This is a genomic window from Arthrobacter sp. UYNi723 (assembly GCF_054057635.1).
In genome coordinates this window covers 24,847-50,347 of the sequence record NZ_JBSRZM010000024.1, presented here as the reverse complement: position 1 = coordinate 50,347, position 25,501 = coordinate 24,847, and the positions used below count along the sequence as shown (strand labels likewise).

Sequence of the window (25,501 nt, the reverse complement as noted above, 5' to 3'; positions counted from 1 at the left end):
CGTCGCTAGCTGCCGGTGTGCGAAACCGCGACGGCGGCGCGAAAGTTGAGCGGGAGGCCCGCCTCGCCGGCGGCCAGGTCCCGGATTTCCGGGCGCGACAAAACGTCGAGGGTGTCGGGCGCCGTGGCGAGACCGTCGCCCGTCATCTTGAGCCAGGCTTCCTTGCGTGCCCAGAGCCTTGCCCGCTCCTGCAGCAGCAGAGGCCCGGCCAGCCCGGTTAGGGCCGCGCGCTCCGCGGTGGTGAGGGCCACGCCGTCGAACCCCTCAAAGGCCATGCCGGACGGGTCCGCCAGGTCCAGGCCCATCGTGACTCCGGCCGGTGGATCCACCACGGCGCCCAACAGGATCCACCCGGAACTCCGGGACAGGCTCAGCGCGAGCGGCACCGGCTCTCCCCTGAGCGTATAGCCCGGCCTGCCGTGCGATAGCTCGGGGCCGGAGCCGCACCGGGGGCAGCTGAAGTGAGTGGTGAGGTCCGACGCCGGGACGTCCAGCAGTTCTGCTGCGAACCTTCGCAGGGCACGCCGGCCAGCGACAAAAACGGCCCGCGGGCCGGGTGCCAGGGCAGCTGCGCGGGCCAGCTCGGCGGGCCCCAGCACTATTAACTGGTGGCCCGCCGTCGGGTCCTGCCCTTCGGATACGCCGGGAGGGCAGGAACGCAGGACCGGCACTGGCGCCACCGGCCCCGCCCCCACCAGCCCTGCCATCCGGATCCGCGTTTAGCGCTGGACGGCGCCGAAGCGCTCTGCAGCCAGGGCAACCGCGCTTTCGCGCGCAGCCGAGGCCTCATCGGCCGTCAGCGTCCGGTCCCTTGCCCGGAATCGCAAGCCGAAGGCGAGCGATTTCTTCCCTTCTTCAATACCCTTGCCGGCGTAGACGTCGAACAGCGCCACGTCCTCCAGCAGCTCGCCGGCGCCTTCGCGGAGCGCTTCGAGGACCTGGTCCGCGGGAATCTCCTGCGGCACCACCAGGGCAACGTCCTGGGTGGCCACCGGGAACGTGGAGATGTGGCGGGCCACAATCACATCCGCGGCTGCCTCGAACAGGGCATCCGCGTTGAACTCCAGCGCCACCGAACGGGCCGGCATGTCGTGCGCGGCCAGGAGCTTCGGGTGCAGCTCGCCGGCGTAACCCACTACTTCGCCGGTCCGCAGCGAGAGCTGCGCGGCACGGCCCGGGTGGAACGCCTGGTGCGCACCCTGGCTGACCACAACCTCCACACCCAGGACATCCCCGGCGAGCCGGGCAATGTCAAGCGCGTCGGACCAGTCCCACAAGCGCGGCGTGTGGCCGGCGGCAGCGGGTGAATCGTGGCCCGTGAGGACAGCGGCGACATACAGCGGCTGGTCCGGAACGCCGTCGTACAGTGCATCCAGTACCTCGTCGGAAGGCTTGACGCCCAGCGGCGGGATGGACGGCGTACCCACGGTCTCGCCCGGTAGGAAAACGAGGCCCGACTCGAAGAGCGCCAGGTCGCGGAACCCGCGGGAATAGTTCCGCTTGGCCACCTCGATCAGCCCGGGGAGGACGGACGTCCGCAGGAAGCCGTGTTCCTCGCTGATCGGGTTCGCCAGCTTGACCGCGCTCCGGGCCGCACCCTGCTCGGCGACGCCGAACGTGTCGTTGGCCGCCTTGGAGACGAACGGGTAGGCCAGGACTTCGGTCAGACCGGCGTCAGCCAGTGACTGGATTAGCCGACGGCGCTGCTGCTGCACGCGGGTCAGGCCACGTCCCGGAGGGGCCACCGGAAGGGTGGCCGGGATGTTGTCGTAGCCCACCAGCCGCGCGATTTCCTCCGAGAGGTCTTCCTTGGTTTCCAGGTCGTTGCGCCAGCTGGGGGCGGTAACGGTCCAGCCGCCGTCGACTTTTTCCACCACGGCACCGAGGTCCACCAGCGAGGTGGTGATCTGCTCTTCGGTGAAATCGATGCCGATCCGCTGGGCGGCGAAGGCTGCCGGCAGCGCGATGGTCACAGCGTCCGGTGCGGTCCCGACGTCGGTCCCCGCCTGGTCGGCAACCCCGCCGGCGAGCTCCACCAGGAGGTCAACAACACGCTGGGCAGCGATGTCCGCCACGTGCCAGTCGACGCCGCGCTCGAAGCGCTTGGACGCCTCGGACGGCAGCTTGTGCCGGCGGCGGGAACGGCCAATGGACACCTCGTCGAAGTGCGCAGCTTCCACCAGGACGTTCGACGTCGAATCGCTCACCTCGGTGGCTGCGCCGCCCATCACGCCGGCAATGCCGATCGCGCCGGAACTGTCGGTGATGAGGAGGTCCTCGACGTCGAGCGTGCGCTCCTTGTCGTCCAGGGTGGTGATCTTCTCCCCCGCCACGGCCCGGCGGACCACGATGTCGCCGGACAGCTTGTCCAGGTCATAGCAGTGCGTGGGCTGGCCAAGCTCGAGCATCACGTAGTTGGAGATGTCCACCGGCAGGGAGATGGAGCGGATCCCGGCAAGCCGCAGCCGCGAGGTCATCCACGGGGGCGTCGGCTTGGTCGCGTCGACGCCGCTGACGGTGCGGGCCACAAAACGGTCGCAACCGGGCTTGCCGTAGATCGGCGCATCGTCGTTGAGCTTCACGCCGTAGCCGCCGGAAAGCTCCGCCGGGGCCAGGACCTTGGTAGCGGGGTCCGTGAATCCCGTGCCGGTGGCGTGGGCGTATTCACGGGCCACACCACGGATGGAGAACGCGTAGCCGCGGTCCGGGGTCACGTTGATCTCGGCTGCCTGGTCATAAAGGCCGAGCAGTTCCATGGCGTCCGTGCCGATTTCCGGATCAAGCCCGATGCGGGACAGGACCAGGATGCCGTCGTGGTCCTCGCCGATGCCAAGCTCACGCACGGAGGCGATCATGCCGGCGGACAGGTGGCCGTAGGTCTTCCGCGCGGAGATGTGGAAGTCGCCGGGCAGGACCGCGCCGGGCAGCGTGACTACTACCTTGTCGCCCTCCACGAAGTTGTGGGCGCCGCAGATGATCCCCTGCACCCCGGACGGGTCGATGCCGTCGCCGGTGAGGGTCTGTTCCTGGCCTTCGGGGACAACCCGGACCTGGCACCAGTTGATGGTTTTGCCGTTGGTCTGGGGTTCCTTGACGATGCTCAGGACCTGGCCCACCACAACCGGACCCTGCAGGGCGTCCGTGGGACGGTGGACGTCCTCTTCTTCAAAACCGACCTTGACCAGTTCGGCCATCACGTCTTCGGCCGTTGCCCCGGCCGGTACTGCTGCGAATTCACGCAGCCAGGAAAGTGGGATACGCACTGTTAGATCTCCATCCCGAAGTGCTCGCTGAAACGTACGTCGCCTTCGATCATGTCGCGCATGTCGCCGACGTCATTGCGGAACATGAGCGCGCGCTCGATGCCCATGCCAAATGCGAAACCGGAGTAGATATCCGGGTCGATGCCCGCGGCGCGGAGGACGTTGGGGTTGATCATGCCGCAGCCGCCCCATTCGATCCAGCGCGGGCCGCCCTTGGCGCCCGGGTGCCAGATGTCCAGTTCCGCGGAGGGTTCGGTGAAGGGGAAATAGTTCGGGCGCAGCCGAACGGACGCCTCGTCGCCGAACAACTGCCGGGTGAAGTGCTCCAGCGTGCCCAGGAGGTCGGCCATGCTCAAGTTCTTGTCGATGGCCAGGCCCTCGAACTGGTGGAACACCGGGGTGTGCGTCGCGTCCAGTTCATCGGTGCGGAACACCTTGCCGGGGCAGAGGACGTAGATGGGCAGTTCGCGTTCCAGCATGGACCGGACCTGCACCGGGGAGGTGTGCGTACGCATCACCAGGTGGGCCTCCGGCGGCTCCACGAAAAACGTGTCCTGCATTTCGCGGGCGGGGTGGTCCGGCTTGAAGTTCAGGGCGTCGAAGTTGAACCATTCGGATTCCACCTCGGGGCCTTCGGCGATTTCCCAGCCCATGCCCACAAAGATGTCCGCCACGCGGTCCTGCAGCGTGGAGAGCGGGTGACGCGCTCCTGCCCGACGACGGCGGGGTGCGGCAGTGACGTCCACTGTCTCTTCCAGCAGGATCCGGGCGTCGTTTTGTGCTTCCAGCTCGGCGGTGCGGTCCGCGAGCGCCTTGTTGACCCGGCCCCGTGAGGAACCCATGAGTTTGCCGGCTACCGCTTTCTGGTCTTTCGGCAGTCCGCCGATCTCCCGGTTGGCCAGGCTGAGCGGTGACTTCTCACCGGTGTGCGCCAGCCTCACCGCCTTGAGTTCGTCAAGGGTGCCTGCGCCGGCAATGGCGGCGATGGCCTGGTCTACAGCGGCAGTGATGGCGGCTTCATCCGTTGGGTTCGGGATGGCGGCGCCCGGCAAAGTTTCAGTCATCTACTGTTCTTAGCTACGAGTCGGGGCTGCCGGTGAGGGGTGCAGCCGTGCGCGGTTTCCCGGCAGCGCATCCGTCACTGGCAAGTCATGTTGTGGATTCACCCAAGGTGAAGGCACTCGATGACCAGGTCCGGGCACACCGGTCAAACTGGCGGCCACTATCCTCCAGTCTAAGTGAAGGCTCCGGTTACCATGGCCTCATGACACAAGGGCAGGGCCCGTCAGCCGCGCAGCTGTTGACGCCGGGGCAGCGCGTACGACAGCTCGCCAACCTGGCCAACGGCACTACCCTGCTGGGCCTGGCCGTTGCCGCGGCTGCGGGAACCGCCGTCAGCAAAGGCCCCCGCGGGCTGGTCATAGCGTCCGGCTACCGGTGGCGCATTCCGTATGCGGGAGCCTTCACCCTGGGCAACGTTGTCATCTGCCGGATCCGGACTGAGAACCTGACGTCCAATCCGGCGCTCCTGGGGCATGAGGAAAAGCACTGCAGCCAGTACGCCTACTGCCTGGGGTTGCCCTTCCTTCCGCTGTATTTTTTGGCCGCCGGCTGGTCACTGCTCCGGACGGGCGATCCGGCGTCGGCAAATTTCTTCGAGCTGCAGGCCGGCCTGGCAGCCGGCGGTTACGTTGACATCAGGACACCAATGCCGGCGCCCCATGGGGCCGGCGGAATCGAGGTCTGACAATGACGGGCGAACCCAACACCACGACCAACAACAGGACCATCACCGTGACCGGAACGGGGACGGCGGAGGCGCCACCTGACCTGCTGACGATTTCTGTGGGCGTCGAGTGCCGGCGGGACAGCGTCGGCGCCGCCTATGCGGATGCAGGAACAGCGTCCGCAGCTGTATCCGGTGCGCTCCGCCGGCACGGCGTGGCTGACGCGGACATACGGACCTCCGGGCTGAACGTCCGGCCGGAGTTCGTCTGGCGCGACGGCTGGGGCCAGCAGGTGACCGGGTACGTGACCTCCAGTGTGCTCACCGTGCGCCTGCGGCAGGTGAGCGCGGCGTCCGCTGTCATAGCGGCCGCTGTAGATGCCGGCGGCGATGACGTGCGCCTGAACGGACTGGAACTTGGCTTCTCGGATGAGTCAGCCGTCGCTTCCCTCGCCCGGGAAGCTGCATGGCAGGATGCCACTGCCAGGGCCGAGCAGTTTGCATCCCTGGCGTCCGCGCGGCTCGGACCCGTGATGTCCGTTGCCGAGCACCCGGATGTACCCGGGCCGGTTCCGGTGGCCCGGATCCAGCGCGCCGCCGCCAGCGAAGCCATCAGCGTGGAGGCGGGGCACGCGAGCATTGGCGCCAGCGTCACCGTGGTGTGGGAATTGCTGGCCTGACGGTTCCCGGGGGAAGTACACGGTGACGGGTTCGACAGGAACTGCAGGAGCCAGCAGTTCCCGCCAGCCGGAGGTGAGCCCGGCGCGCGTACTTCCGCAGCGTCCGGTCCTTGACTTAAGTTCGAACATATATTCGAATGGAAGACATGAGATGGGATGCACAAGCGCTGACGCCCCCGCCCGCCGATGACCTCGGAAGTGGCCCATCAACCGCCCTGCTCCCCCTTGCCGGGTTGGTCCGTTCTGTGACCACCCCCGAATTCGCCGGCATCACCTTCCATGAGGTCACCGCCAAATCGGTGCTCAATAAGGTGGTGGCCGGGTCGCGGATGCCGTTTGAGTGGACCGTGAACCCATACCGCGGCTGCAGCCATGCCTGTGTCTACTGTTTTGCGCGCAAGAGCCACACGTATCTCGACTTTGACGCCGGACTGGATTTCGACAGCCAGGTGGTGGTCAAGGTCAATGCGGCCGAGGTCCTCCGCAAGGAGCTGGCCAAACCGTCCTGGGGCCGTCACCAGGTGGCGCTTGGCACCAACACGGACCCCTACCAGCGGGCCGAGGGCCGTTACCAGCTGATGCCGGGAATCATCACGGCGCTGGCTGACTCAGGCACGCCGTTGTCCATCCTCACCAAGGGGACGCTGCTCGCCCGGGACATTCCGCTCCTGAAGCGTGCTGCCGCCCAGGTGCCGGTAGGGGTGGGCATTTCCCTGGCCATGACGGATGAGGCGCTCTCGGAAGCCGTGGAACCAGGCACGCCAGGGCCTCGGGCGCGGCTGAAGCTGGTCTCCCGCTTACGCGATGCCGGGCTCCCCTGCGGTGTTATGGCGATGCCTATCCTGCCGTGGCTGTCCGACAGTGACGAAGCCCTTGATTCCCTGTTCGCTTCGTTGGCCGCGGCCGGTGCCACGGGCGTCACCGCCGGCGCCCTCTACCTGAAGCCGGGAACACGCGAGTGGTTTATGCAGTGGATTGCCAAGAACCATCCGGAACTGGCTGGCCGCTATCGGCGCCTCTATGGCACAGGGTCCTACGCGTCCAAGGAATACCGCACGTGGCTAGCCGCAAAGGTGCGCTATTTCAAGCACCGGCACGGCTTCACGAGCGGCCACGGCTTCAGCCACCGTGACCTCGAAGACGATCCCCGTGGCGAGGAAGCCCAGTATCCGGAAGGAATCCTGCCTGTCCCCGGGACAGCAGGCGCTGACTTTCGGAACGCCGACGAAGCAACAGCGCTCCGTCAACCTACCCTGTTCTGACGTCAGGATTTCAACGCGCGTGCGTGTCTGGCTGCTGCGCGCTGAGTGAGTGCAGGAGGGCTTCGACAATGGGGAAATCGGCCGGGATCCAGGGCAGGTCCAGCACTTCCCGGTGGTCCGTCAGCGCGACCCAGCGTAATGCGTCGTGGTCCTCGAGGGGTTGCGGCTCGCCCTGGATAATTTCGGCCAGCCAGACCCGCATGCTTGCCCGGCCGTTCAGCCGCCATCCGGTGGCCGCCGCTGCCGGGAGCTCGAGCCCCAGCCGGACACGCACGCCGAGCTCCTCACTCAGTTCCCGGTGCAATGCGGCCTCGCATTCCTCACCGGCATCCACTTTTCCACCGGGAAATTCCCAAAGTCCGGCGAACTGCTCGGGAGCAGTCCGCCTGGCCACCAGCATGCGCGCAGGGTTCGCCAACGAGTCCACTATTGCTCCGCCAACTACCTGTATCAGTCCACTCACCGCCCCAGTCTATGAGGGAGAATGGTTTGGGGGCCTTCCCCCCAGCATCCCCTTTGAAAAGCAGGCACATGAGCAGCGTCGTCCAAACCTCCACCGCTTCCAAGGCGAAGACTCCGCACGTTGGCGCAGCAATTTTCGCGCTGGCTATGGGCGGCGTCGGCATCGGTGTCACGGAGTTCACCATGATGGGCCTGTTGAAAGAGGTGGAACAAGGACTCCGCATCAGCACCCCGGAGGCCGGGCACCTCATTTCCGCCTACGCCCTCGGAGTTGTGGTGGGCGCGCCGCTGCTCGCCGCAGTCGGTGCCAAACTGCCACGCAAATACCTCGCACTCGGCCTCATGCTGTTCTTCACGCTGGCCAACCTGACCTCCTATCTTGCTCCCGATTACGGGAGCATGCTGGTTTCCCGGTTTGCGGCCGGGCTGCCGCACGGCGCATTCTTCGGGGTCGCGGCTGTGATCGCTGCCTCTCTGGTTTCCCCCACGCGTCGGGGTTGGGCCATCTCCATGGTGATGGCGGGCCTCTCCGTTTCGAACGTTATCGGCGTGCCCGCGGCCACCTGGGTGGGCCAGACCTTCGGCTGGAGGCTGCTGTTCCTCCTCGTAGGAGGCATTGGCTTGCTGACGCTGGTACTGCTGTGGCGCTATGTCCCATACCAGGCCCCCCATCCTGACGCGAGCATCCGCCGCGAACTCGGTGCGCTCAAGCGGCTTCAGGTGTGGCTGGCCATCCTGATCGGCATCGTGGGTTTTGGTGGCTTCTTCGCGACCTACACCTACATTGCGCACACCATGACCCTGGTGGCCGGGATTCCGGGATCGCTGTTGCCCATTGTGGTGGCCCTCTACGGACTGGGCATGGTGGCCGGAACAGTCGTCGGCGGCAGGCTGGCCGACAAGTCAGTGATGGGGACGCTGTACTGGGTCCTGCCCGGGATCGCCGTCGCACTGGTGGTCTACGCGGTGGCTGTGCACTGGCCTTGGTCAGCCCTGGTGATGGTCCTTGTGGTGGGAGCGTCCGGCTCCATGCTGATCCCGGCCCTGCAGACCCGTTTGTTGGATGCGTCGCCGGACGCCCCCTCCCTGGCTTCTTCGCTCAACCACGCCGCGCTAAACGTTGCCAATGCCCTGGGCGCCTTCCTGGGCGGCCTAGTGATCGCCTGGGGCTGGGGCTTCGTGGCACCCGCGCTCGTGGGCGCCGTGTTGGCAGTCTTGGGCTTTGGCATCGCGCTGACCAGCGGCGTCCTGGAACGCAAAAAGCCGCTGGCCGCCTGATCCTGGGAACGGGCGGGCAGCGGCTTCGCCGAAGCATTCGGTGCGCTGAGGAAGGAACGTCAGGCCTGCGGGTCCTGAGCCCCGGCCTCCGCGGCTATCTGGCCGGCACTGGGAACCTGACCGGCGCCTGAGACTTCGTCCGTGCGACTGTCCTCGCGGTGCAGATCCGGTTCGAGGTAGATCACCCGGGCCATCGGAACGGCCGTGCGGATTCGGGACTCGGCACCATCAATCGCGGCGGCGATGCCCCGGCCGGTTTCTGCGGCACCCACGGAGATCTTGGCGGCCACCAGCAGCTCCTCCGGTCCGAGGTGAAGGGTCTTGAGGTGGATGATCCGGTTGTGTCCCCCGGCCTCGATGGCCTCACTTATGCGGGCCACGTCATCCCGGGTGGCGGACTCGCCCAGCAGCAGGGACTTGGTTTCGATAGCCAGCACCACAGCGATGGCCACGAGCAGCAGGCCGATCATGCCGGTACCCGCGGCGTCCCAGATCCCGTTGCCGGTGACGAGGGTCATGCTCACACCCACGAGCGCGAACACAAGGCCAAGAAGCGCCCCGAGGTCTTCCAGCAGGATGACCGGCAGCTCCGGCTGCTTGGCCGTGCGCACAAAGCTCACCCAGCCCTGCTTGCCGCGGACGTGGTTGGATTCGATGATGGCGGTCCGGAACGAGAAGGACTCAGCAACAATGGCACCGATCAGCACCGCCAGAGGAACCCACCAGAAGTCCCCTTCGATGGCGTGCGGGTTCTGCAGCTTCTCCCACGCTTCGAACAGTGCGAAAAGCCCGCCCACGCTGAAGAGCACGATCGAGACGATAAAGGCGTAAATGTAGCGTTCCCGGCCATACCCGAACGGGTGCTCTGGGCTGGCAGCCTTCCTGGCGCGCTTGCCGCCGATCAGGAGCAGCAGTTGGTTGCCCGAGTCGGCCACGGAGTGGATGGCTTCGGCCAGCATTGACGAGGATGCCGTCAGAAAAAAGGCCACGAATTTCAGGACGGCGATGGTCAGGTTTGCGGCTAGGGCCGCGACGATCGCCTTGGTACCGCCATTTGCAGCCACGGAGGCTTCTCCTCTTCACAGGTTTCAAGAACAAGCAGGGATATTCGCGGCGCCGCAGTCGGCTCCGCCCACGAACACCGTACCTTTTTGGGTGCAGAAGACGCATCTCTGACATGCACTAAGCCTGCTGACATTAGAAGGGCCGTATGTTAGCTTGAACACTAATCGGGACGTTTAATCCCGACGAATATGAAGGAGGAGACATGGGTTTTCTTGCTTGGATTATTCTCGGCCTCATCGTAGGGGCCATCGTTAAAGCCGTTATGCCGGGCAAAGTCGGCGGCGGCTGGGTGACGAGTCTCGTGCTCGGCGTGGTCGGCGCGATTGTAGGCGGCTGGATTGGCAGCCTCCTGTTCGGCAAGGGTGACCTTGCCTTCTTTGATCTGGGTACCTGGATCCTGGCTATCGTAGGCGGCCTGGTAGTTGCCGGCGTCTACGGCGCCATCACAGGACGCAGCAAGAGCACACGGGCGCCCTGATACCCCTACCTCATCTGATTCATACAGCAAGGGCCCCGGAGAACTTCCGGGGCCCTGCCTCTTAAGTCACGTATTCAGTCACGCTTTCTGGGACCTGGCACTCGCGTAGAGGCACACCGTTGCCGCCGTGCCGAGGTTCAAGCTTTCGGCTGCGCCGTAAACGGGCACGGCCACCCGGTGATCGGCCAGGGCCAGTTCATCTTCGGCGAGCCCCTGCGCTTCGTTTCCGAACAGCCACGCTGTGGGACCCTCCAGGGCGAACAGCGATTCGACGCCAGGGCCTGCGATCCGGCGGGCGGCGTTTTCGTCCTGGAGCGTATCCAGGTTGACGTCACCGTCACCGTCGGCGGCCAGGATGCCAATCCCCCGCGCACGGCAGGCGGCTGCCACTTCCGCGATATCGGCGCCCAGGACCACGGGCAGATGGAACAGGGAACCTGCGGTGGAACGGACCGCCTTGGGGTTATAGATGTCAACGCTGGACGAGGTCAGGATGACGGCGTCCGCCCCGGCCGCGTCAGCAGCCCGGAGTACAGTGCCGGCGTTGCCGGGGTCCCGGACCTGACACAGCACTGCAAGCAGCCGCGGGCCGGCGTCGAGGACCTGCTCAAGGCTCACGTCCAGGAAACCGCAGACCGCGAGAATGCCCTGCGGGGTAACCGTGTCCGCCATCGCGGCCAGCACTTCGTCGGTAGTGAGGTATGCGTCAATGCCCTCCGCGAGAGCCTCCAGGTCCGGGTGCCGGTCGAGGCAGGCCTCGCTCGCGTACACCTCATAGACGACGCCGGGCTCGCCCGCTGCAATCCTTTTCTGGTGCAGGGTGAGGGCCTCACGGACAGCTTGGGGACCCTCTGCCAGAAACTCGCTGCGCTTTAAACGGGCCGGGCGCCCGGCAAGCTGTGCCACCTTCCTCACCCGATCAGCTCGGGGGTTGGAGAGTGGAAAGTCTTGCGGGCGCCCGGTTTCGTTCATATAAGAACCTTAGTGGCTTCAGCCACCAGTCCTCGAACTGGCGTGGGTGCTACTTGGCAGCCACGTCAGCGGCAGGCTTTGCAGCCTTGGCCTTGGGTGCCTTGGCAGCCTTGGGGGCTGCGGCTTCGACGGCCGGAGCGGACGTGTCGGCAGGCAGGGAATCCTTGGCGATCTTCACCAGCGCGGCGAATGCGTTCGCATCCGAAACGGCCAGCTCAGCAAGCATACGGCGGTCAACCTCAACCTCAGCGGCCTTCAGGCCCTGGATCAGACGGTTGTAAGTCAGGCCGTTGGCGCGGGATGCAGCATTGATGCGCTGGATCCACAGGCGGCGGAAGTCGCCCTTCTTCTTCTTGCGGTCGCCGTAGCTGTACACAAACGAGTGCAGCAGCTGCTCTTTGGCCTTGCGGTACAGGCGTGAACGCTGTCCACGGTAGCCCTTTGCGCGTTCAAGGATAACCCGGCGCTTCTTGTGGGCGTTGACCGCCCTCTTCACACGTGCCACGTGCGTACTCCTTCGAAAATTCTGATCCCAAGCATCTACTGCCGGAACAACCGGCTGGCCTGAGAAGCCTTTTTGGTAGTTGACTGCTGCCAGGTGGCATCAGTCAGAGAACTTGGAACTTAGATGCCGAGCATCTTCCGGATGACCTTAGCGTCACCTTTGAAGACAATCTTGTCGCCGGCGAGGCGACGAGTCAGCCTGGAGGACTTGTGCTCAAGGTAGTGGCGGCGGTTGGCCTGCTGGCGGCGCAGCTTGCCGCTGCCGGTCAGCTTGAAGCGCTTCTTAGCACCACTGTGGGTCTTCATCTTCGGCATGGGAACCGATCTCCTTACGTGTCCACAGACATTGTCTGCAGTTCTTTCGAGCAGCCGCCCCTGCAGGCGGCATGCTGGTTGCGTACTGCAGGAGGATAACCTCCCGCAGCTTTGAACTAGGTAGTCTTCTTGCCAGTCGGCTTCGGAGCTGCCTTGGGGGCAGGCCTTGCAGCAGGCTTCGGCGCTGCCGGCCGGGCGATCGGCTTAGGCATCGGCACCGGCGGCCTCGGAGCTGCCGGAGCCGCAGCTTCGGCGGGCTTGGCAGCGACAGGAGCCTTGACGGGTGCCGGGGCTGCCTTGGGAGCCTCACGCTTGGGAGCAGCGGCCCTCGGGGCAGCCTGCTTGGGCGCCTCCTGGACGGCGGCTTCCTTCACGGGTGCTGCCTTGGCGGCGGCTTCCTTGACGGGAGCTTCCTTCGCCGGCGCTTCCTTGACAGGGGCTTCGGCTTCCGGAGCGGCTTCAGCAGGCGCCTCAGGTGCTTCAGGCTGTGCCGGAGCTTCGGTTTCCGGCTCCGTGGTGATGGCGAAACCTTCCGGAAGAAGGTCAGCCAGCGACTGCGTGAGCGGTGCCTGGTCGTCGCCGGAGACGTCGATGCGGCCGCCACCCGTAGCTTTCGCTTCGTTCTGCGCCTTGGCCTCTGCACGCTGCGATGCGCGGCGTGCCTCAGCCTTGGCTTCGGCCTTGTTCTTCAACGGGCCCACAACCATGACCATGTTGCGGCCATCGATACGGGGACTGGACTCCACAACGCCCACTTCGGCGACATCGTCAGCGAAGCGCTGGAGCAGGCGGATGCCCATTTCCGGACGCTGCTGCTCACGGCCGCGGAACTGGATCATGGCCTTGACCTTGTCACCGGCACCGAGGAAGCGCAGTGCATGGCCGCGCTTGGTCTCGTAGTCGTGGGTGTCAATCTTGAGGCGGAAGCGGATTTCCTTCAGAACAGTGTTGGTCTGGTTCTTCCGTGCTTCACGTGCCTTGACGGCGGCCTCGTACTTGTACTTGCCAAAGTCCATCAGCTTGCACACCGGAGGCTTGGCCTGCGGTGCAACTTCAACGAGATCAAGATCGGACTCGGCAGCCAAACGCAGGGCATCGTCAATACGGACGATTCCTACCTGTTCACCTGCAGGACCGACCAACCGCACCTCGGGGACGCGGATACGCTCATTGATTCTTGGCTCGCTAATGTTAAAGCTCCTGTGATTGATGTGGTATTCCCCGGCAAATAGAGAAGGCCCCCAATTGCCGGAGCAATCGAAGGCCTCGATGATCGGATGCACCGACCTCAGCAGAGGCAGTGCGCACTTCCCCAGGCTCAACGCCTGAAAGAACTGTCCGACCGGTACCCGGCAACCTTGCTTCCTGGCGGAATTGCTTCCGGCGGGAAAACGGCTGACGCGGGTGGGAGAGTACTCCGCTTGCAAACTGCATGTCATTCTACAGAACAAATCCCGCCTAACGCAGCTAAGCGTTGGTGGGACCTTCCACAGCAAAATAACGACATCCAGTCGGTCTGTGACAAGCTTACCAGTATGAGCACCCCAGACAGTAATTCACACGTTTTCGAGGCCCCGGCCGCCAAGGCTGACGTGACCCAGCAAATCCGCGATATCTCGGAGGTGCCGGCCATCGAGGTCATCACCACGGCCGCAGTGCACCTGATGAGCGCAGCCGCGGTCAAGCTGGGCCTCGCCGCCGAGGACAATGCGGAGGAACTCAAGGACCTGGACGAGGCCCGCAAGCTCATCACCGCCCTTGCCGGACTGGTGACCTCAGCGGCCCCCGAAATCGGATCCCAGCACGCCGGCCCGTTGCGCGACGGCCTGCGTTCCCTGCAGCTCGCGTTCCGCGAGGAGTCCATCATCCCGGATGCCCCGGGCAAGGGCCCGGGCGAGAATTACACGGGCGCCGTCAACTAGACCCAAAACAGCAAACTTCACAAAGTACGACGGCGGCGGCGGACGGTCCACACGGACCCTCCGCCGCCGTCGTGTTTCACTTAGTTTTTGTCCAGATAACGGGACTTCCGCACCTGAAAAGGCGGAATATCTGGACAAAAACTCTGGAGGCCGGCGTCAGACCGCAGCGCGGCGGCGTCTGTGGGCCTGGAGCAGCAGTCCCACGACGCAGAGCAGAACGCCGGCCACGCCCACGGAGACAAACCCGCCGGACGGCCCCATCCCGTCGATGAAAATCCCGGCAAGTGGCGCCCCGAGCGCCACGCCGGCAGTCAGCGCAGAGCCGTACCAGCCCATTGCCTCGCCGCGGCGGTCCTCCGCCACCAGGTCTGCCACATGTTCGGAGGCGGCCGACAGGACAGGGGCGCACAACAGGCCCGGAAGGATCGAGACGAAGGCCAGCGTCCAGGTGTCCTGGGCGAAGCCCATCGGGATAGTCAGGGCCGCCATCCCCAGCAGCAGCAGGATCGGCGAAACTGGACGGTGCATGGCCCCGTAGACCAGTCCGCCGACCACCGATGCGGCGCACCAAAAGAGGAAAACAATGCCGATTTCGCCCTGGTGCCCGCCTGTTTCCAGGGCAGCAACAATGCCAACGTCCGTGCCGCTGAGCACCATGCCGGTTCCAGCTGCCACTGCGAATACGGCCGCTACAGTGGCCGTGAGCCAGGCGAAGTTGTGGGCCACCTTGCCCCGCAGCCCCGCCGACCCGCTGCGGGTGCGTTCTGCCCCGGCCGGGACGAGGTCTGCCGCTGCTTCCTGGAGGTGTGCCGGTGCTTCCTGGAGGTGTGCCGGTGCGGCGGAAACCACAGCCACTTCCGCGGCGTGGCGCTGGTCTGCCTGGCACTCCTCAGTCTGCGTGGCACTTCGAGTAGGCGGGTTAAACCACATGAGGAACAACCCGGCCAGTGACGTGGAAACGCCCACCACGGTGAGTCCCAGAACGGTGAAGCCGCTGGTGGCCACAACGGCTCCGGCGGCAGGCCCGATCATAAACACCATCTCCGTGGCGATCGAGTCCAGCGCAAAAGCGGTCCGCCGCTGGTCGCCGTCCGCGAGAACGCCTAGGGACTGGCGGATCACACTGAAAATCGGCAACGTCAGCAGGCCGCCGACGAACACCAGCGGAAGCAGCCACTGGTAGGACACGTGCGGCACCATGGACCAGATGAGGGCCTCTGACACCACCGACGGAATCAGCGCCCGGCGCAGGCCAACAGTGTCCACGCGCCGGCCGCGCCATGGTGCGCCAACGGCAATGCCGATGGTCATAACAGCCGCTGCGGCACCGGCCGCTGCGTAGCCCTGGTCCAGGGTCAGCACGATGTGCAGGGTCAGCAGCATGCCTGCCGCGGAGTGGGGGATGCGGGCGATCATGCCGACCAGCAGCAGCCGCCGGATGGGCCGGTGGGCCAGCAGCTCCCGGTAAAGAGCGAAGTTCACGGAAAATCCTTTGGGTCTGCCCGCGGCAGCCCGGGATCTCCGCGCCAACCGTCAGCTATTGTGCTGCGCGCCGCAACTTGATTTCGATCGAGTCAACACGCTCTCCAAACAATACATTCCGGGACCATGCCTGTTGGAGGCCGGACACCAGGTCCCGGACTGCCGGAGCGTCCAACCCATCCTCAAGGTGGAGCAGCACCTGAAGTTCCGGCCCGGCACCGCCCCCGGAGAGCGTGGCACCGGTACCGGTGCGGGCAGCGACGCCGGAACCCTTGAGGAGGGCAAGCTTGCGTACCGCAGGGAAGGCGTCCGTTGCCTCAGCCATCTCGGCTACCAGCGCTGCATCAGCATAGGACGGGATCCAGTCCCGTTGTTGGGCCAGCGCCCAGACGGCGGGCCGCCGGACCACAAACGTAACCTCCGAGCCTGGATCGAGCACCAGTAACTCGGCCCCCTCGGCCACGGCTGAGAGGGCAGCCCGGGCAGCGTATACCGCCACCGGCCGGGCTTCTGGATGCCAGGCAGCCAAGGCCTCAGCCGAGGTAAAGGCCGGCATGGCCGTCCGGCCGTCGGCGGCCTTCAGGGTGACCATCGCCATGTCCGCTTGCTTGTCCGACGTCAGGCCTTCGACCCCTTCCGTTGCCTCGCCAAGCTGCGCGATGATCGGGACAAAGACGCGGGCGGTGGCCAGCGAGGCCACCACAGCCGCTTCCTCGCCGTTGCCGTCAACCAGGGCCGCGACGGCGGCGAGGTAGCCGGCGTCGGCCGTGCCGTCGTCGTCCTCGAAGTTGTGGATCCTGCCGTCGTCCCCGGCGAGGCTCCGGCCTTCCCATGGCTGGCCGGCCGAGTCAGTACGGCCACCCGCGCCCGCCAATGCCGCGGCAATGTGTCCGGGCAGATGGCGCGGCGGCGATTCCGCTGCCGGATCGGCGTTATGCGTGCTGTCCACGGAAACTGCCTAGCGGCGGCCGGCGACGTCGAGTGCTTCGGGGAGTGTGAAGGCACCGGCGTACAGCGCCTTGCCCACGATCGCGCCTTCCACACCCAGCGGCACCAGGGAGCGCAGCACTTTCAAGTCGTCAAGGCTGGAGATGCCGCCGGAGGCGACCACCGGTTTGCCGGTCTTCTCCACCATCTGGCGCAGGAGTTCAACGTTGGGACCCTGCAGTGTGCCGTCTTTCGTCACGTCAGTGACAACGTACCGGGAGCACCCGGCTTCTTCGAGCCGGCCCAGGACCTCCCAGAGGTCGCCGCCTTCTTTGGTCCAGCCGCGGCCTGCCAGCGTGGTTCCGCGGACGTCGAGGCCGACGGCGATCCTGTCGCCAAAGCGGTCGATGGCACTGCGGGTCCACTCGGGGTTTTCCAGCGCCGCTGTGCCGAGGTTGACGCGGGCAACGCCGAGGGCCAGCGCCGCCTCGAGGGATTCGTCGTCCCTGAGTCCGCCGGACAGCTCCACCTTGATGTCGAGCCGGCCCACCACTTCACGGAGCAGCTCGGCGTTCGAGCCCCGGCCGAACGCGGCGTCGAGGTCCACCAGGTGTACCCATTCGGCGCCCTGCCGCTGCCAGTTGAGGGCTGCCTCCAGCGGTGTGCCGTAGCTCGTCTCGCTGCCGGCCTCGCCTTGGACCAGCCGCACGGCCTGTCCGTTTACGACATCGACGGCGGGCAGCAGTTCAAGAACCGGCAGATCGGTTGCGGTGGTCATCTCAAATCCTTATGGGTGTTGGGTTGCTCGTGGAAGCGGAACTGGGGGTTGCGTGGGCTAGGTTCCAGGAAGCGTCAGCAGGTACGCGGCCAGCAGCGCCATGCCGGCCAGGACGTAGAAGCCCACCTGGGTCCAGAGCGGTTTGTGCTGCTGCCTGAAGGACAGTGCGCCGCCCACCAAAAGGCCGGCCAGGCCCATCAGGACAATCGACCACATCTAGGCGGCGTCCGTGGCAGCTGGCTTGCGAAGGCCGTCCACCCAGTTGCGCAGTAGCCGTGCACCGGCGTCGCCGGATTTTTCCGGGTGGAACTGGGTAGCGCAGAGCGGTCCGTTCTCCACTGCGGCAATAAAGCGCGAGCCATGCTCTGACCAAGTCACCAGCGGCGCAGTCATCCGCGGCTGGATCACGTCGAAGTTCCAGTCCTGGACGCCATAGGAGTGGACGAAGTAGAAGCGCTGATCCGCGACGCCGGCGAAGAGTTTGGATCCTTCCGGAACGTCAACCGTGTTCCAGCCCATGTGTGGCACCACCTCGGCGGGAAGGAGTTCCACTTTGCCCGGCCACTCCCCCATGCCTTCAGCTTCTGTCCCGTGCTCCACTCCGGCCTCGAACAGGACCTGCAGGCCCACGCAGATTGCCAGGACCGGCCTGCCACCGGCCACGCGCCGGCCAATCAGCCGGATGCCGTCCACGGCCTTGAGCTCGCGCATCACAGTCTCGAACGCGCCGACGCCGGGTACTACCAAGCCGTCGGCATTAAGCACGTCCTCCGGCTTGGAGCCGAGGATGACCTCGGCTCCTGCCCGCTCCAGGGCGCGCACGGCGGACCGGACGTTTCCCGAACCGTAATCCAGGACAGTGACCGTGGGCTTACCTTCGGGCGACACAGGCTTCTTGCCGGTGGCCGGATCGATGACGGCGCCGTCCCGGAGAATTTGGCCGCTCACAGGGCACCCTTGGTGGAGGGGATTCCCTCCACGCGCGGATCGGGCTCGACCGCAGCACGCAGGGCGCGGGCGAAGGCCTTGAACTGCGCTTCCACAATGTGGTGCGGGTCGCGGCCCGCGATGACGTTCATGTGGAGGCAGATGCCGGCATGAAGCGTGATGGCCTCAAAGACGTGGCGGGTCAATGACCCCGTGAAGTGGCCGCCGATCAAGTGGTACTCCTGCCCGGCAGGCTCTCCGCCGTGCACCAGGTAGGGGCGGCCGGAGACGTCGACGACGGCGTGCGCCAGGGCTTCGTCGAGGGGCACGGTGGCCTCGCCGAACCTGCGGATCCCGGCCTTGTTTCCCAAGGCAGTGCGCAGAACTTCACCGAACGTGATGGCGACGTCCTCCACCGTGTGGTGGACGTCAATGTGGGTGTCGCCGGTGGCTTTGACCGTCATGTCAATGAGCGAGTGCTTGCAGAGCGCCGTCAGCATGTGGTCGTAGAACGGGACAGACGTGTCGATGTCGGATACGCCCGTGCCGTCGAGGTTAATCTCCACGAGCACTGACGATTCACTGGTGGCACGCTCCATGCGTGCGGTCCGGGGCGCGGCAGCGTTCGATCCGGTGAAGCTCATGGTCATATGTCCTTTAGGCGAAGTCAGTGGTGCGAAAGCGAAGGAGAAGTGCCGGCGCGCGGCGGCGCCGATACTTCAAGTTTAGGCGGGCAGCCTGGCCTGGCTGGCCAGGATGCGTTCCAGCGACGTCAGGAAGGCTGTGGTCTCCGTCTCAGTTCCCGCCGTGACACGCAGGTGGCCGGGGATGCCGACGTCGCGGATGAGCACGCCGTCGTCCAGCAGCTGCTGCCAGACGTCATGGGGGCTGTCGAGGCCGCCGAAGAAGACATAGTTCGAATCGGAGGCGGCAGGTTTGAGTCCCAGTCGGGTGAGTTCCGAGACGATGCGGTCGCGCTGCTCCTTGATGTCCTCGACATCGGCCATCAGCGCAGTGCGGTGCTTCAGGGCGGCGAGGGCCGTTGCCTGGGTGATGGCCGAAAGGTGGTACGGCAGCCGGACCAGGCGTAGTGCGTCCGTGACTTCAGGAGCGGCGGCCATGTAGCCCAGGCGGGCGCCCGCGAGGGCGAACGCCTTGCTCATGGTGCGGGACACAATGAGGCGCTCCCGGCCGGGCAGCAACGTAAGGGCGCTCGGCGTTCCGTCGTGGGCGAACTCGTGGTAGGCCTCGTCAACGATGACGATGGTCTGGCTGGCCTCGCCGGCCTCGTACACGGCCTCCACAACGTCCAGGCCCAGGCCCGTGCCGGTGGGATTGTTCGGCGAGCAGAGGAAAACGATGTTGGGCTGAAGCTCTTTGACCTGCAACGCGGCCGACTCGGCACTGAGCCCGTAATCGTCGGCCCGCTGGCCGACGATGTACCCGGTGTCCGTGCCGCTGGCCAGGAGCGGGTACATGGAGTACGTGGGCGGGAATCCCAGGGCCGTGCGCCCGGGTCCGCCGAATGCCTGGAGAATCTGCTGGAGGACCTCGTTGGACCCGTTGGCCGCCCAGATGTTGGTTGCATCCAGACCGTGGCCGAGATATTCGGCCAGCGCTTCCCGGAGTTCGGTGAACTCACGGTCCGGGTAGCGGTTGAGGCCTGCCGCGGCTTCCGTCACGGCCACGCTGATCGCGGCTCGTACGTCCGCCGGGACGCCATGGGTGTTTTCGTTGACGTTCAGCAGGATAGGTACATCCAGCTGCGGGGCACCGTACGGGGTCAGTCCGCGGAGGTTGGTCCGGAGGGGAAGTCTGTTCAGACGCTCTAGCTGGTCATTCACCTGAACAGTTTAGGTCCGAAGCAGACGGCCGGAAAATGTGACGGCCTGCGGCGGCACACGCCCGAGCCTGCAGGCTCTTTACCTGGTGGGGACGAAGAGTTGCTGTCCGGGGACAACGCCCCCGGCGGAAAGGTTGTTCAACTGGGCAATATCCGCGATGACATCACGGGGATCACGCTCGGGCGCCACCGCACTGGCAATGGCCCAGAGTGACTGGCCGGCCTGCACCGTGACCGAGACTGTTGGCGTCAGTGACAGGTCGGCGGCAGAATCGGCGGCCTTTGCCGGGGCGTTGAGGAAACCCGCCAGGGAAAGCAGGATTGCGGCAAGGATCACCAGCGGGATGCCGATGAGGACAATCCGGCCCCTGCGGGTCAGGCGCAGCGGCGGCAACGATTCCCTGCGCTGCCTTGGCGCCGAACCCGACGTCGAAACGGGTGCGGACCACTGCCGCGAGGTGAGGTCCTGCACGGAAATGAGCTGCGGACGCGAGTCCTGCGAAGCAGATATAGCTGACATGAAATGAGCCCTCCTGGACCATACTGTGCTGCCCGGCGCGCCCTCCGCGTCCACTTGCCGGTACCGGCCTGAGCCGTCCATAAATTCGAATATTCGAATCCGCAAGCAACGAGTAGAACACATGTTCGAACTTTGCTTCTTCATTTTTAGCACTTATCAACGAATATTGTCGAGACTCGCTAGAACAAATGTTTGAAAAAGGCCTGTGGCTGGCCTACGTTTGGATCAAAGAACAACCACCTCTGTAGTTGATCAGCAGGGTCTGACAATCAACTCCGACACCAGCCCCGGGGCGTTCCAGGCACCAGCGGCCGGAGCGGAGCCGGACAACCGAAAGGCATTGGCGAACATGGCAGCACCAGCCGCCGAGGGCAAGGCGACACCGCAGCGCCGCCAGCCCCAACGGACCCCCAAGGGGCTCACCGCCCGCCAAAAGAAGATCCTTGAAACCATCCAGCGCTCGGTGAATGACAACGGCTATCCGCCGTCGATGCGTGAAATCGGTGACACCGTGGGCCTGGCGAGTTTGTCGAGCGTGACCCACCAGCTCTCACAACTGGAGAAGCTGGGATACCTTCGCCGGGACCCCAAGCGTCCGCGCGCCATGGAAGTCCTGATGCCGTTGACGCTGGACGGCGGGTCCACAAAGTCCAACGGGACAACCAAGCCCTCAGTGCTGCACGGCATCGGCGGAACGGTCACCGAACTGCCCTCTGCCATGGACACCGCCATGGTGCCTTTGGTGGGCCGGATCGCGGCTGGCGGGCCCATCCTTGCTGATCAGGTGGTGGAAGACGTGATGCCCCTGCCCCGGCAGCTCGTGGGCCAGGGTGAGCTGTTTATGCTGCGCGTGGCCGGCGACTCCATGGTGGACGCTGCCATCTGCGACGGCGACTGGGTAGTGGTCCGCCGGCAGGCAGACGCCTCCAACGGCGATATTGTCGCGGCCCTGCTGGACGACGAAGCCACCGTCAAGACCTTCCGCCAGCGCGATGGCCACACGTGGCTGTTGCCGCAGAACACCCAGTACGAGCCCATCCTGGGCGATCACGCCACAATCATGGGCAAGGTCGTCTCGGTCCTGCGGTCGCTATAGGACGCCAGCCGGCGCTGCACGCGCTGGCTAGGAAGCGCCCTGGTTAGGACGGGCCCTGGCTTGTAGGACCCTCGCAGGATCCGCGTTCAGTCAGGCGCCCTTCCCGGCCAGCCTTTCCAGGGCGGCGAACGCCGTTTTGCGGTCCGTGGTGGGCCAGAACGGTGGCAGCGCGGCGCGGAGGAATCCGGCGTAGCGCTCGGTGGCAAGCCGGGAATCAAGCACGGCCACCACGCCTTTGTCTCCGGTGGAACGGATCAGCCTGCCAGCGCCCTGGGCCAGGCGGATGGCCGCGTAGGTCGCCGATACCGCCATAAAGCCGTTTCCGCCGGCCTGCGCAACGGCGCGGGACCGTGCGGTCATCAGCGGGTCATCCGGCCGCGGGAACGGAATGCGGTCGATCACCACCAGCCGGCATGATCCACCCGGAACATCTACGCCCTGCCACAGGGACATGGTGCCGAACAGGCAGGTATCGGGCTCGTCGGCGAACTGCTTCACGAGGGCCGTCATGGTGGAGTCGCCCTGGCAGAGAATGCTGAGGCCAAGCCGGGGACGCATCGCCTCAGCGGCCTCCTCGGCCGCACGCCGGGACGAAAACAGGCACAGGGCACCGCCGCCGGACGCCCGGATCAGCGCCTCAAGTTCATCGAGGGCCTCCGGCGACGCCCCGCGGCCTGGCTTGGGGAGGTGCCCTGCGACGTAAAGGATCCCCTGCTTGGGATAGTCAAAGGGCGATCCGACGTCGATCCCGGTCCAGCTGGGCGCGCCCTCCCCCACCAGTCCCAAGCCGCCGGCAGCCGGTTCAAAGGCTGAGCCGATGGCAAGCGTTGCAGAGGTCAGCACCACGGTGTGGCCGGCGAAAAGCCCCTCGCGGAGCTTGCCGGCAACGCTGAGCGGCGCGATGTTGACCAGGGCCGGCGCGGACTCGTCGGGCTGCGCATAGCCATGCTGCGGATCGAAGGAACTTGCGCGGGAGAACCACACCACTTCCCGGTTTTCCCGGGCAACAATCAGCCGTTCGCAAAGTTCGAGGATCAGCATCAGGCGTGAGCGCGCGAGCTGCCGGCCGCCGTCGGCCGTTTGGCTGCCGTCACCCTTGGAATCGGACAGGGCAGCGCGGCAGGCCTCACGCAACTGGTCCACGCAGTCCAGCTGTTCGTCGTTGAGGCCGTTGGGGAGCAGCCCGTTGGGCACTCCGGCAAGGGCGAGTTCCAGGTTGGCGGCAGCGGCGTTGAGCGCATCCACGGTGATGGCCGTGTGTTTCCGTGCGCCCGACGCCGCAGCGTGGACCATTGCCACGGAGAGTTGACCCGACACCGCCCCGGTGACGCGGTCCTGCAGTTCGTGGGCCTCGTCCACCACCACAACGTCGTATTCGGGAAGCACTGCCAGGCCTTCAAAGGCGCTGACGGCGAGCATGGCATGGTTGGTCACCACGACGTCGGCCTCGGCGGCGTCGTGGCGCGCCAGTTCGCTGAAGCATTCGGCTGCCATGGGGCATTTTTGGGCCCCCAGGCATTCCATGGACGTCACCGAAACCTGCCGCCAGGCCCGGTCAGTAACGCCGGGCAGGAGTTCGTCACGGTCGCCCGTGGTGGTCTTCTCCGCCCACTCGCGCAGGCGCACCACTTCCTTGCCCAGCTGGGACGACGGCCCGCCCAATGCGGCGGCGAAATGCGGGACGCTGGTGTCTTCGCCGAGGGAGAACAGCTGGCCCTCGGCGGGTTCCTCGGAGGGGAACCCGCCTTCGAGCTTGTGCTGGCAGACATAGTTGGAGCGGCCCTTGACCAGGGCCACCTTGACCGGGCGGTCCAGGGCAGGGGTGATCGTCTTCAGCAGCCGGGGAAGGTCGCGGCCCACAATCTGGGTCTGCAGCGCAAGCGTGGCTGTGGACACCAGGGTGGGTTTGTTGCTCACGAGCGAGTGCGCAATGAGCGGAATCAGGTAGGCCAGGGACTTTCCGGTCCCCGTTCCGGCCTGAACCAGGAGGTGGTCGCCGGTTTCGATGGCCCTGGCCACCTGCCTGGCCATCTCGTGCTGCCCGCTGCGGCTTTGACCGCCCATGCCAGCCACGGCGCGGTCGAGCAATTCGATCACGAACTGTTCGCCGGCCGTACCTTTGACTTCCCTCGCCACAACTTCAGTCATGGTTGATGAAGGATTCCAGTTCAGCCGCAAGGCCCTCACGCACCATCACCAAAGCGCGGGTACCGTGCTCGCCGTGATCCAGGCTCAGGATCTCGGCATCGGTCTCGTGCAGTTTGCTGATCAGGTCACCGCGATCGTAAGGAATCAGGAGCTCCAGCTTTACGCCGGGCCGCGGAATCCCGTCACTGATGGCCCGAAGCAGTTCGGCGATCCCCTGGCCGGTGCGGGCCGAGACCACTACGTGGCGCGGCTCGCGCTGCTTGAGGCGCTCCACCACAAACGGATCAGCGGCATCGGCCTTGTTCAGGACAATGATCTCTGGCACCTTGCGGGCATCCACTTCGCTGAAGACCTTGCGGACAGCAGCAATCTGGCCCTCGGGGTCCGGGTGGGACACATCCACCACGTGCAGGATCAGATCCGCGTCAGCCACTTCCTCCAACGTGGAGCGGAAAGCCTCCACCAACTGCGTGGGCAGCGACCGGACAAAACCCACGGTGTCCGCGAGGGTGTACCCGAGGCCATCAGAGGTCTCGGCCTTTCGCACGGTGGGATCCAGTGTGGCGAACAGTGCGTTCTCCACCAGCACGCCGGCGTCGGTCAGCCTGTTCAGCAGCGATGACTTCCCGGCGTTGGTGTACCCGGCAATCGCAACCGAAGGCACTGAATTACGACGGCGGTTGGCCCGCTTGGTTTCCCGTGCCGGCTTCATTGCCGCGATCTCGCGCCGTAGCTTGGCCATGCGGGTCCGGATCCGGCGACGGTCCAGTTCGATTTTTGTTTCACCCGGTCCGCGCGAACCCATGCCTGCGCCAGCGCCGCCCACCTGGCCACCGGCCTGGCGGGACATCGATTCACCCCAGCCACGCAGGCGTGGCAGGAGGTATTCGAGCTGCGCCAGTTCCACTTGGGCCTTGCCTTCACGGCTCTTGGCGTGCTGGGCAAAGATGTCCAGGATCAGGGCCGTGCGGTCAATGACTTTGACCTTGACAATGTCCTCGAGGCTACGCCTCTGGGACGGTGCCAGTTCGGCATCAACCACAACGGTGTCAGCCCCGGTGGCCATCACGATTTCCTTGAGCTCAAGGGCCTTTCCGGAACCCAGGAACGTGCCCGGGTCCGGTTTGGCACGGCGCTGCACCATCCCGTCCAGGACTTCCGAGCCTGCTGTTTCAGCGAGGGCGGCGAGCTCACGCAGGGAATTTTCCGCGTCCGCCAAGGTGCCTTCGGACCATAGCCCGGCCAGGACCACACGTTCGAGCCGCAGTTGCCGGTATTCGACTTCGGTGACGTCTTCGAGTTCCGTGGACAGCCCGGCCACGCGCTTCAGTGCCCGGCGTTCCTCCCGGTCCTGCTGGTCGCCGTCGTAGCTGGTGTGTTCGTCGTCCAAGCGGGAGATCGCCTGAGCCCTGCCGAACACGCCCTTGTCACCGTCTGCGGCGGTGACGTTCCTGGCCGGTACGTCCTTGGCGAGAATCCGGTCGATGACAGCTTGGATCTCCTCGGGACTCATGTCCTGGGCTGCTGGATCTGAACCGGTGTTGGGCTGGCTGGTCATGGTCTCCTTTGAAGTTTCGGCATTTTCAGAATAGTGCCGATCGTTGTTCAGTGGTGAAGTATTCGCGCTGGGCTGACGGCTTGCAGTCATCCGGGCCTCCTGGTCTGCTGCGCGCCGGTCAGGACCGGGCCGCGCAGGGAGTCTTCGCATCCGGGGATGCGTGGAGTGGTGGAAAGCGCGGGCAAAACAGCAAGGACCGGCGGCGGCAGATCGCTCGAGTATTGCCCGGCGGCATACCAGATACGTAAGACCTGGTATGTGGCGCACTTGCGGAAGGTTAATACCTGCATCGCTG

At 65.5% G+C, this 25,501-nt stretch carries 25 protein-coding genes and 2 pseudogenes; 8 read left to right on the top strand and 19 right to left on the bottom strand.

The window, feature by feature from the left end:
* Nucleotides 1-5 precede the first annotated feature (5 nt).
* Genes ACVWY0_RS17130 through pheS form a run of 3 tightly spaced genes read right to left on the bottom strand, consistent with a single transcriptional unit; the run spans nucleotide 6 to nucleotide 4,327 of the window.
* Complete coding sequence (locus ACVWY0_RS17130) at nucleotides 6-707, bottom strand: 4'-phosphopantetheinyl transferase family protein (protein WP_485837736.1); 702 nt, start codon at nucleotides 705-707, stop codon at nucleotides 6-8.
* Nucleotides 708-719: 12 nt separating this feature from the next.
* Nucleotides 720-3,263 (bottom strand): phenylalanine--tRNA ligase subunit beta, encoded by a 2,544-nt coding sequence (gene pheT, locus ACVWY0_RS17125; protein ID WP_485837735.1) that lies wholly within the window; start codon nucleotides 3,261-3,263, stop codon nucleotides 720-722.
* Between the two features lie 2 nt (nucleotides 3,264-3,265).
* Entirely contained in the window at nucleotides 3,266-4,327 is a 1,062-nt protein-coding gene (gene pheS / locus ACVWY0_RS17120) for a phenylalanine--tRNA ligase subunit alpha (RefSeq protein WP_104063385.1), read from the bottom strand.
* A 200-nt stretch (nucleotides 4,328-4,527) separates the two neighbouring features.
* On the opposite strand from pheS, the gene ACVWY0_RS17115 reads away from it, so the two are divergent.
* The 3 genes from ACVWY0_RS17115 to ACVWY0_RS17105 all read left to right on the top strand — a co-directional run bounded on the left by ACVWY0_RS17115 (nucleotide 4,528) and on the right by ACVWY0_RS17105 (nucleotide 6,931).
* The gene (locus ACVWY0_RS17115) at nucleotides 4,528-5,010 is read left to right on the top strand and encodes a hypothetical protein (RefSeq protein WP_485837734.1); all 483 of its coding nucleotides are present in this window, start codon (nucleotides 4,528-4,530) and stop codon (nucleotides 5,008-5,010) included.
* 2 nt (nucleotides 5,011-5,012) lie between these two features.
* The gene (locus ACVWY0_RS17110) at nucleotides 5,013-5,669 is read left to right on the top strand and encodes an SIMPL domain-containing protein (protein WP_485837733.1); all 657 of its coding nucleotides are present in this window, start codon (nucleotides 5,013-5,015) and stop codon (nucleotides 5,667-5,669) included.
* A 146-nt stretch (nucleotides 5,670-5,815) separates the two neighbouring features.
* Nucleotides 5,816-6,931 (top strand): Rv2578c family radical SAM protein, encoded by a 1,116-nt coding sequence (locus tag ACVWY0_RS17105; RefSeq protein ID WP_485837732.1) that lies wholly within the window; start codon nucleotides 5,816-5,818, stop codon nucleotides 6,929-6,931.
* Nucleotides 6,932-6,941: 10 nt separating this feature from the next.
* Here ACVWY0_RS17105 and ACVWY0_RS17100 read toward each other — a convergent pair whose 3' ends face one another.
* On the bottom strand, nucleotides 6,942-7,394 hold the full coding sequence (locus ACVWY0_RS17100) for a (deoxy)nucleoside triphosphate pyrophosphohydrolase (protein ID WP_485837731.1): 453 nt from the start codon (nucleotides 7,392-7,394) through the stop codon (nucleotides 6,942-6,944).
* Between the two features lie 68 nt (nucleotides 7,395-7,462).
* Here ACVWY0_RS17100 and ACVWY0_RS17095 point away from each other — a divergent pair, with 68 nt between their 5' ends.
* Nucleotides 7,463-8,671, top strand: a complete 1,209-nt coding sequence (locus tag ACVWY0_RS17095; protein ID WP_485837730.1) for an MFS transporter — start codon at nucleotides 7,463-7,465, stop codon at nucleotides 8,669-8,671.
* Between the two features lie 59 nt (nucleotides 8,672-8,730).
* Here ACVWY0_RS17095 and ACVWY0_RS17090 read toward each other — a convergent pair whose 3' ends face one another.
* Nucleotides 8,731-9,735: a cation diffusion facilitator family transporter gene (locus ACVWY0_RS17090; RefSeq protein WP_485837729.1), complete on the bottom strand. Its 1,005-nt coding sequence runs from the start codon at nucleotides 9,733-9,735 to the stop codon at nucleotides 8,731-8,733.
* A gap of 203 nt (nucleotides 9,736-9,938) precedes the next feature.
* On the opposite strand from ACVWY0_RS17090, the gene ACVWY0_RS17085 reads away from it, so the two are divergent.
* Nucleotides 9,939-10,214, top strand: coding sequence for a GlsB/YeaQ/YmgE family stress response membrane protein (locus ACVWY0_RS17085; RefSeq protein WP_056342958.1), 276 nt, complete (start codon nucleotides 9,939-9,941; stop codon nucleotides 10,212-10,214).
* 78 nt (nucleotides 10,215-10,292) lie between these two features.
* On the opposite strand, the gene ACVWY0_RS17080 is transcribed toward ACVWY0_RS17085, so the two are convergent.
* The 3 genes from ACVWY0_RS17080 to rpmI form a co-directional block, all read right to left on the bottom strand.
* Nucleotides 10,293-11,186: a TrmH family RNA methyltransferase gene (locus ACVWY0_RS17080; RefSeq protein ID WP_058929456.1), complete on the bottom strand. Its 894-nt coding sequence runs from the start codon at nucleotides 11,184-11,186 to the stop codon at nucleotides 10,293-10,295.
* A gap of 49 nt (nucleotides 11,187-11,235) precedes the next feature.
* Nucleotides 11,236-11,691 carry a 50S ribosomal protein L20 gene (gene rplT / locus ACVWY0_RS17075; RefSeq protein WP_056342954.1) on the bottom strand — a complete coding sequence of 152 codons (456 nt, stop codon included), beginning with the start codon at nucleotides 11,689-11,691 and terminating at the stop codon, nucleotides 11,236-11,238.
* Nucleotides 11,692-11,810: 119 nt separating this feature from the next.
* Nucleotides 11,811-12,005: a 50S ribosomal protein L35 gene (gene rpmI, locus ACVWY0_RS17070; RefSeq protein WP_009358635.1), complete on the bottom strand. Its 195-nt coding sequence runs from the start codon at nucleotides 12,003-12,005 to the stop codon at nucleotides 11,811-11,813.
* A gap of 129 nt (nucleotides 12,006-12,134) precedes the next feature.
* On the opposite strand from rpmI, the pseudogene ACVWY0_RS17065 reads away from it, so the two are divergent.
* A pseudogene (locus tag ACVWY0_RS17065) lies at nucleotides 12,135-12,419 on the top strand (hypothetical protein); the annotation flags it as partial.
* A 332-nt stretch (nucleotides 12,420-12,751) separates the two neighbouring features.
* Here the strand turns inward: ACVWY0_RS17065 and infC are convergent.
* Nucleotides 12,752-13,444: pseudogene (gene infC, locus ACVWY0_RS17060) on the bottom strand (translation initiation factor IF-3); the annotation flags it as partial.
* Between the two features lie 96 nt (nucleotides 13,445-13,540).
* Here infC and ACVWY0_RS17055 point away from each other — a divergent pair.
* Complete coding sequence (locus ACVWY0_RS17055) at nucleotides 13,541-13,927, top strand: DUF1844 domain-containing protein (RefSeq protein WP_485837728.1); 387 nt, start codon at nucleotides 13,541-13,543, stop codon at nucleotides 13,925-13,927.
* A gap of 156 nt (nucleotides 13,928-14,083) precedes the next feature.
* Here ACVWY0_RS17055 and ACVWY0_RS17050 read toward each other — a convergent pair whose 3' ends face one another.
* The 8 genes from ACVWY0_RS17050 to ACVWY0_RS17015 form a co-directional block, all read right to left on the bottom strand.
* Nucleotides 14,084-15,409 (bottom strand): MFS transporter, encoded by a 1,326-nt coding sequence (locus ACVWY0_RS17050; RefSeq protein ID WP_485837727.1) that lies wholly within the window; start codon nucleotides 15,407-15,409, stop codon nucleotides 14,084-14,086.
* 55 nt (nucleotides 15,410-15,464) lie between these two features.
* Entirely contained in the window at nucleotides 15,465-16,358 is an 894-nt protein-coding gene (locus tag ACVWY0_RS17045) for an SseB family protein (protein WP_485837726.1), read from the bottom strand.
* Between the two features lie 9 nt (nucleotides 16,359-16,367).
* A complete protein-coding gene (priA, locus tag ACVWY0_RS17040) occupies nucleotides 16,368-17,114 on the bottom strand; it encodes a bifunctional 1-(5-phosphoribosyl)-5-((5-phosphoribosylamino)methylideneamino)imidazole-4-carboxamide isomerase/phosphoribosylanthranilate isomerase PriA (protein ID WP_485837725.1) in 747 nt (248 codons plus the stop codon).
* A 57-nt stretch (nucleotides 17,115-17,171) separates the two neighbouring features.
* Nucleotides 17,172-17,330, bottom strand: a complete 159-nt coding sequence (locus ACVWY0_RS17035) for a hypothetical protein (RefSeq protein ID WP_167349814.1) — start codon at nucleotides 17,328-17,330, stop codon at nucleotides 17,172-17,174.
* Nucleotides 17,331-18,062, bottom strand: coding sequence for an imidazole glycerol phosphate synthase subunit HisH (gene hisH, locus ACVWY0_RS17030; RefSeq protein WP_485837724.1), 732 nt, complete (start codon nucleotides 18,060-18,062; stop codon nucleotides 17,331-17,333).
* Entirely contained in the window at nucleotides 18,059-18,685 is a 627-nt protein-coding gene (gene hisB / locus ACVWY0_RS17025; protein ID WP_058932709.1) for an imidazoleglycerol-phosphate dehydratase HisB, read from the bottom strand. The genes hisH and hisB overlap by 4 nt, the downstream gene beginning before the upstream one ends.
* An 81-nt stretch (nucleotides 18,686-18,766) precedes the next feature.
* Entirely contained in the window at nucleotides 18,767-19,885 is a 1,119-nt protein-coding gene (locus ACVWY0_RS17020; protein WP_485837723.1) for a histidinol-phosphate transaminase, read from the bottom strand.
* 78 nt (nucleotides 19,886-19,963) lie between these two features.
* Nucleotides 19,964-20,404, bottom strand: a complete 441-nt coding sequence (locus tag ACVWY0_RS17015) for a LysM peptidoglycan-binding domain-containing protein (protein ID WP_485837722.1) — start codon at nucleotides 20,402-20,404, stop codon at nucleotides 19,964-19,966.
* A gap of 349 nt (nucleotides 20,405-20,753) precedes the next feature.
* Here ACVWY0_RS17015 and lexA point away from each other — a divergent pair, with 349 nt between their 5' ends.
* Nucleotides 20,754-21,500 (top strand): transcriptional repressor LexA, encoded by a 747-nt coding sequence (gene lexA, locus ACVWY0_RS17010; protein ID WP_248761748.1) that lies wholly within the window; start codon nucleotides 20,754-20,756, stop codon nucleotides 21,498-21,500.
* A gap of 90 nt (nucleotides 21,501-21,590) precedes the next feature.
* Here the strand turns inward: lexA and ACVWY0_RS17005 are convergent, their stop codons facing one another.
* Both ACVWY0_RS17005 and hflX read right to left on the bottom strand, forming a co-directional pair.
* Nucleotides 21,591-23,648: an ATP-dependent DNA helicase gene (locus ACVWY0_RS17005; RefSeq protein WP_485837721.1), complete on the bottom strand. Its 2,058-nt coding sequence runs from the start codon at nucleotides 23,646-23,648 to the stop codon at nucleotides 21,591-21,593.
* Complete coding sequence (hflX, locus tag ACVWY0_RS17000) at nucleotides 23,641-25,206, bottom strand: GTPase HflX (protein ID WP_141140032.1); 1,566 nt, start codon at nucleotides 25,204-25,206, stop codon at nucleotides 23,641-23,643. The genes ACVWY0_RS17005 and hflX overlap by 8 nt, the downstream gene beginning before the upstream one ends.
* Nucleotides 25,207-25,501: the final 295 nt, after the last annotated feature.

Coding starts and splice junctions, on each gene's coding strand:
- ACVWY0_RS17130 (WP_485837736.1), bottom strand. CDS start 707: ATGGCAGGGCTGGTGGGGGCGGGGCCGGTGGCGCCAGTGCCGGTCCTG.
- pheS (WP_104063385.1), bottom strand. CDS start 4,327: ATGACTGAAACTTTGCCGGGCGCCGCCATCCCGAACCCAACGGATGAA.
- ACVWY0_RS17115 (WP_485837734.1), top strand. CDS start 4,528: ATGACACAAGGGCAGGGCCCGTCAGCCGCGCAGCTGTTGACGCCGGGG.
- ACVWY0_RS17110 (WP_485837733.1), top strand. CDS start 5,013: ATGACGGGCGAACCCAACACCACGACCAACAACAGGACCATCACCGTG.
- ACVWY0_RS17105 (WP_485837732.1), top strand. CDS start 5,816: ATGAGATGGGATGCACAAGCGCTGACGCCCCCGCCCGCCGATGACCTC.
- ACVWY0_RS17095 (WP_485837730.1), top strand. CDS start 7,463: ATGAGCAGCGTCGTCCAAACCTCCACCGCTTCCAAGGCGAAGACTCCG.
- ACVWY0_RS17085 (WP_056342958.1), top strand. CDS start 9,939: ATGGGTTTTCTTGCTTGGATTATTCTCGGCCTCATCGTAGGGGCCATC.
- ACVWY0_RS17080 (WP_058929456.1), bottom strand. CDS start 11,186: ATGAACGAAACCGGGCGCCCGCAAGACTTTCCACTCTCCAACCCCCGA.
- rpmI (WP_009358635.1), bottom strand. CDS start 12,005: ATGCCGAAGATGAAGACCCACAGTGGTGCTAAGAAGCGCTTCAAGCTG.
- ACVWY0_RS17055 (WP_485837728.1), top strand. CDS start 13,541: ATGAGCACCCCAGACAGTAATTCACACGTTTTCGAGGCCCCGGCCGCC.
- priA (WP_485837725.1), bottom strand. CDS start 17,114: ATGACCACCGCAACCGATCTGCCGGTTCTTGAACTGCTGCCCGCCGTC.
- ACVWY0_RS17035 (WP_167349814.1), bottom strand. CDS start 17,330: ATGTGGTCGATTGTCCTGATGGGCCTGGCCGGCCTTTTGGTGGGCGGC.
- hisB (WP_058932709.1), bottom strand. CDS start 18,685: ATGAGCTTCACCGGATCGAACGCTGCCGCGCCCCGGACCGCACGCATG.
- ACVWY0_RS17015 (WP_485837722.1), bottom strand. CDS start 20,404: ATGTCAGCTATATCTGCTTCGCAGGACTCGCGTCCGCAGCTCATTTCC.
- lexA (WP_248761748.1), top strand. CDS start 20,754: ATGGCAGCACCAGCCGCCGAGGGCAAGGCGACACCGCAGCGCCGCCAG.
- ACVWY0_RS17005 (WP_485837721.1), bottom strand. CDS start 23,648: ATGACTGAAGTTGTGGCGAGGGAAGTCAAAGGTACGGCCGGCGAACAG.
- hflX (WP_141140032.1), bottom strand. CDS start 25,206: ATGACCAGCCAGCCCAACACCGGTTCAGATCCAGCAGCCCAGGACATG.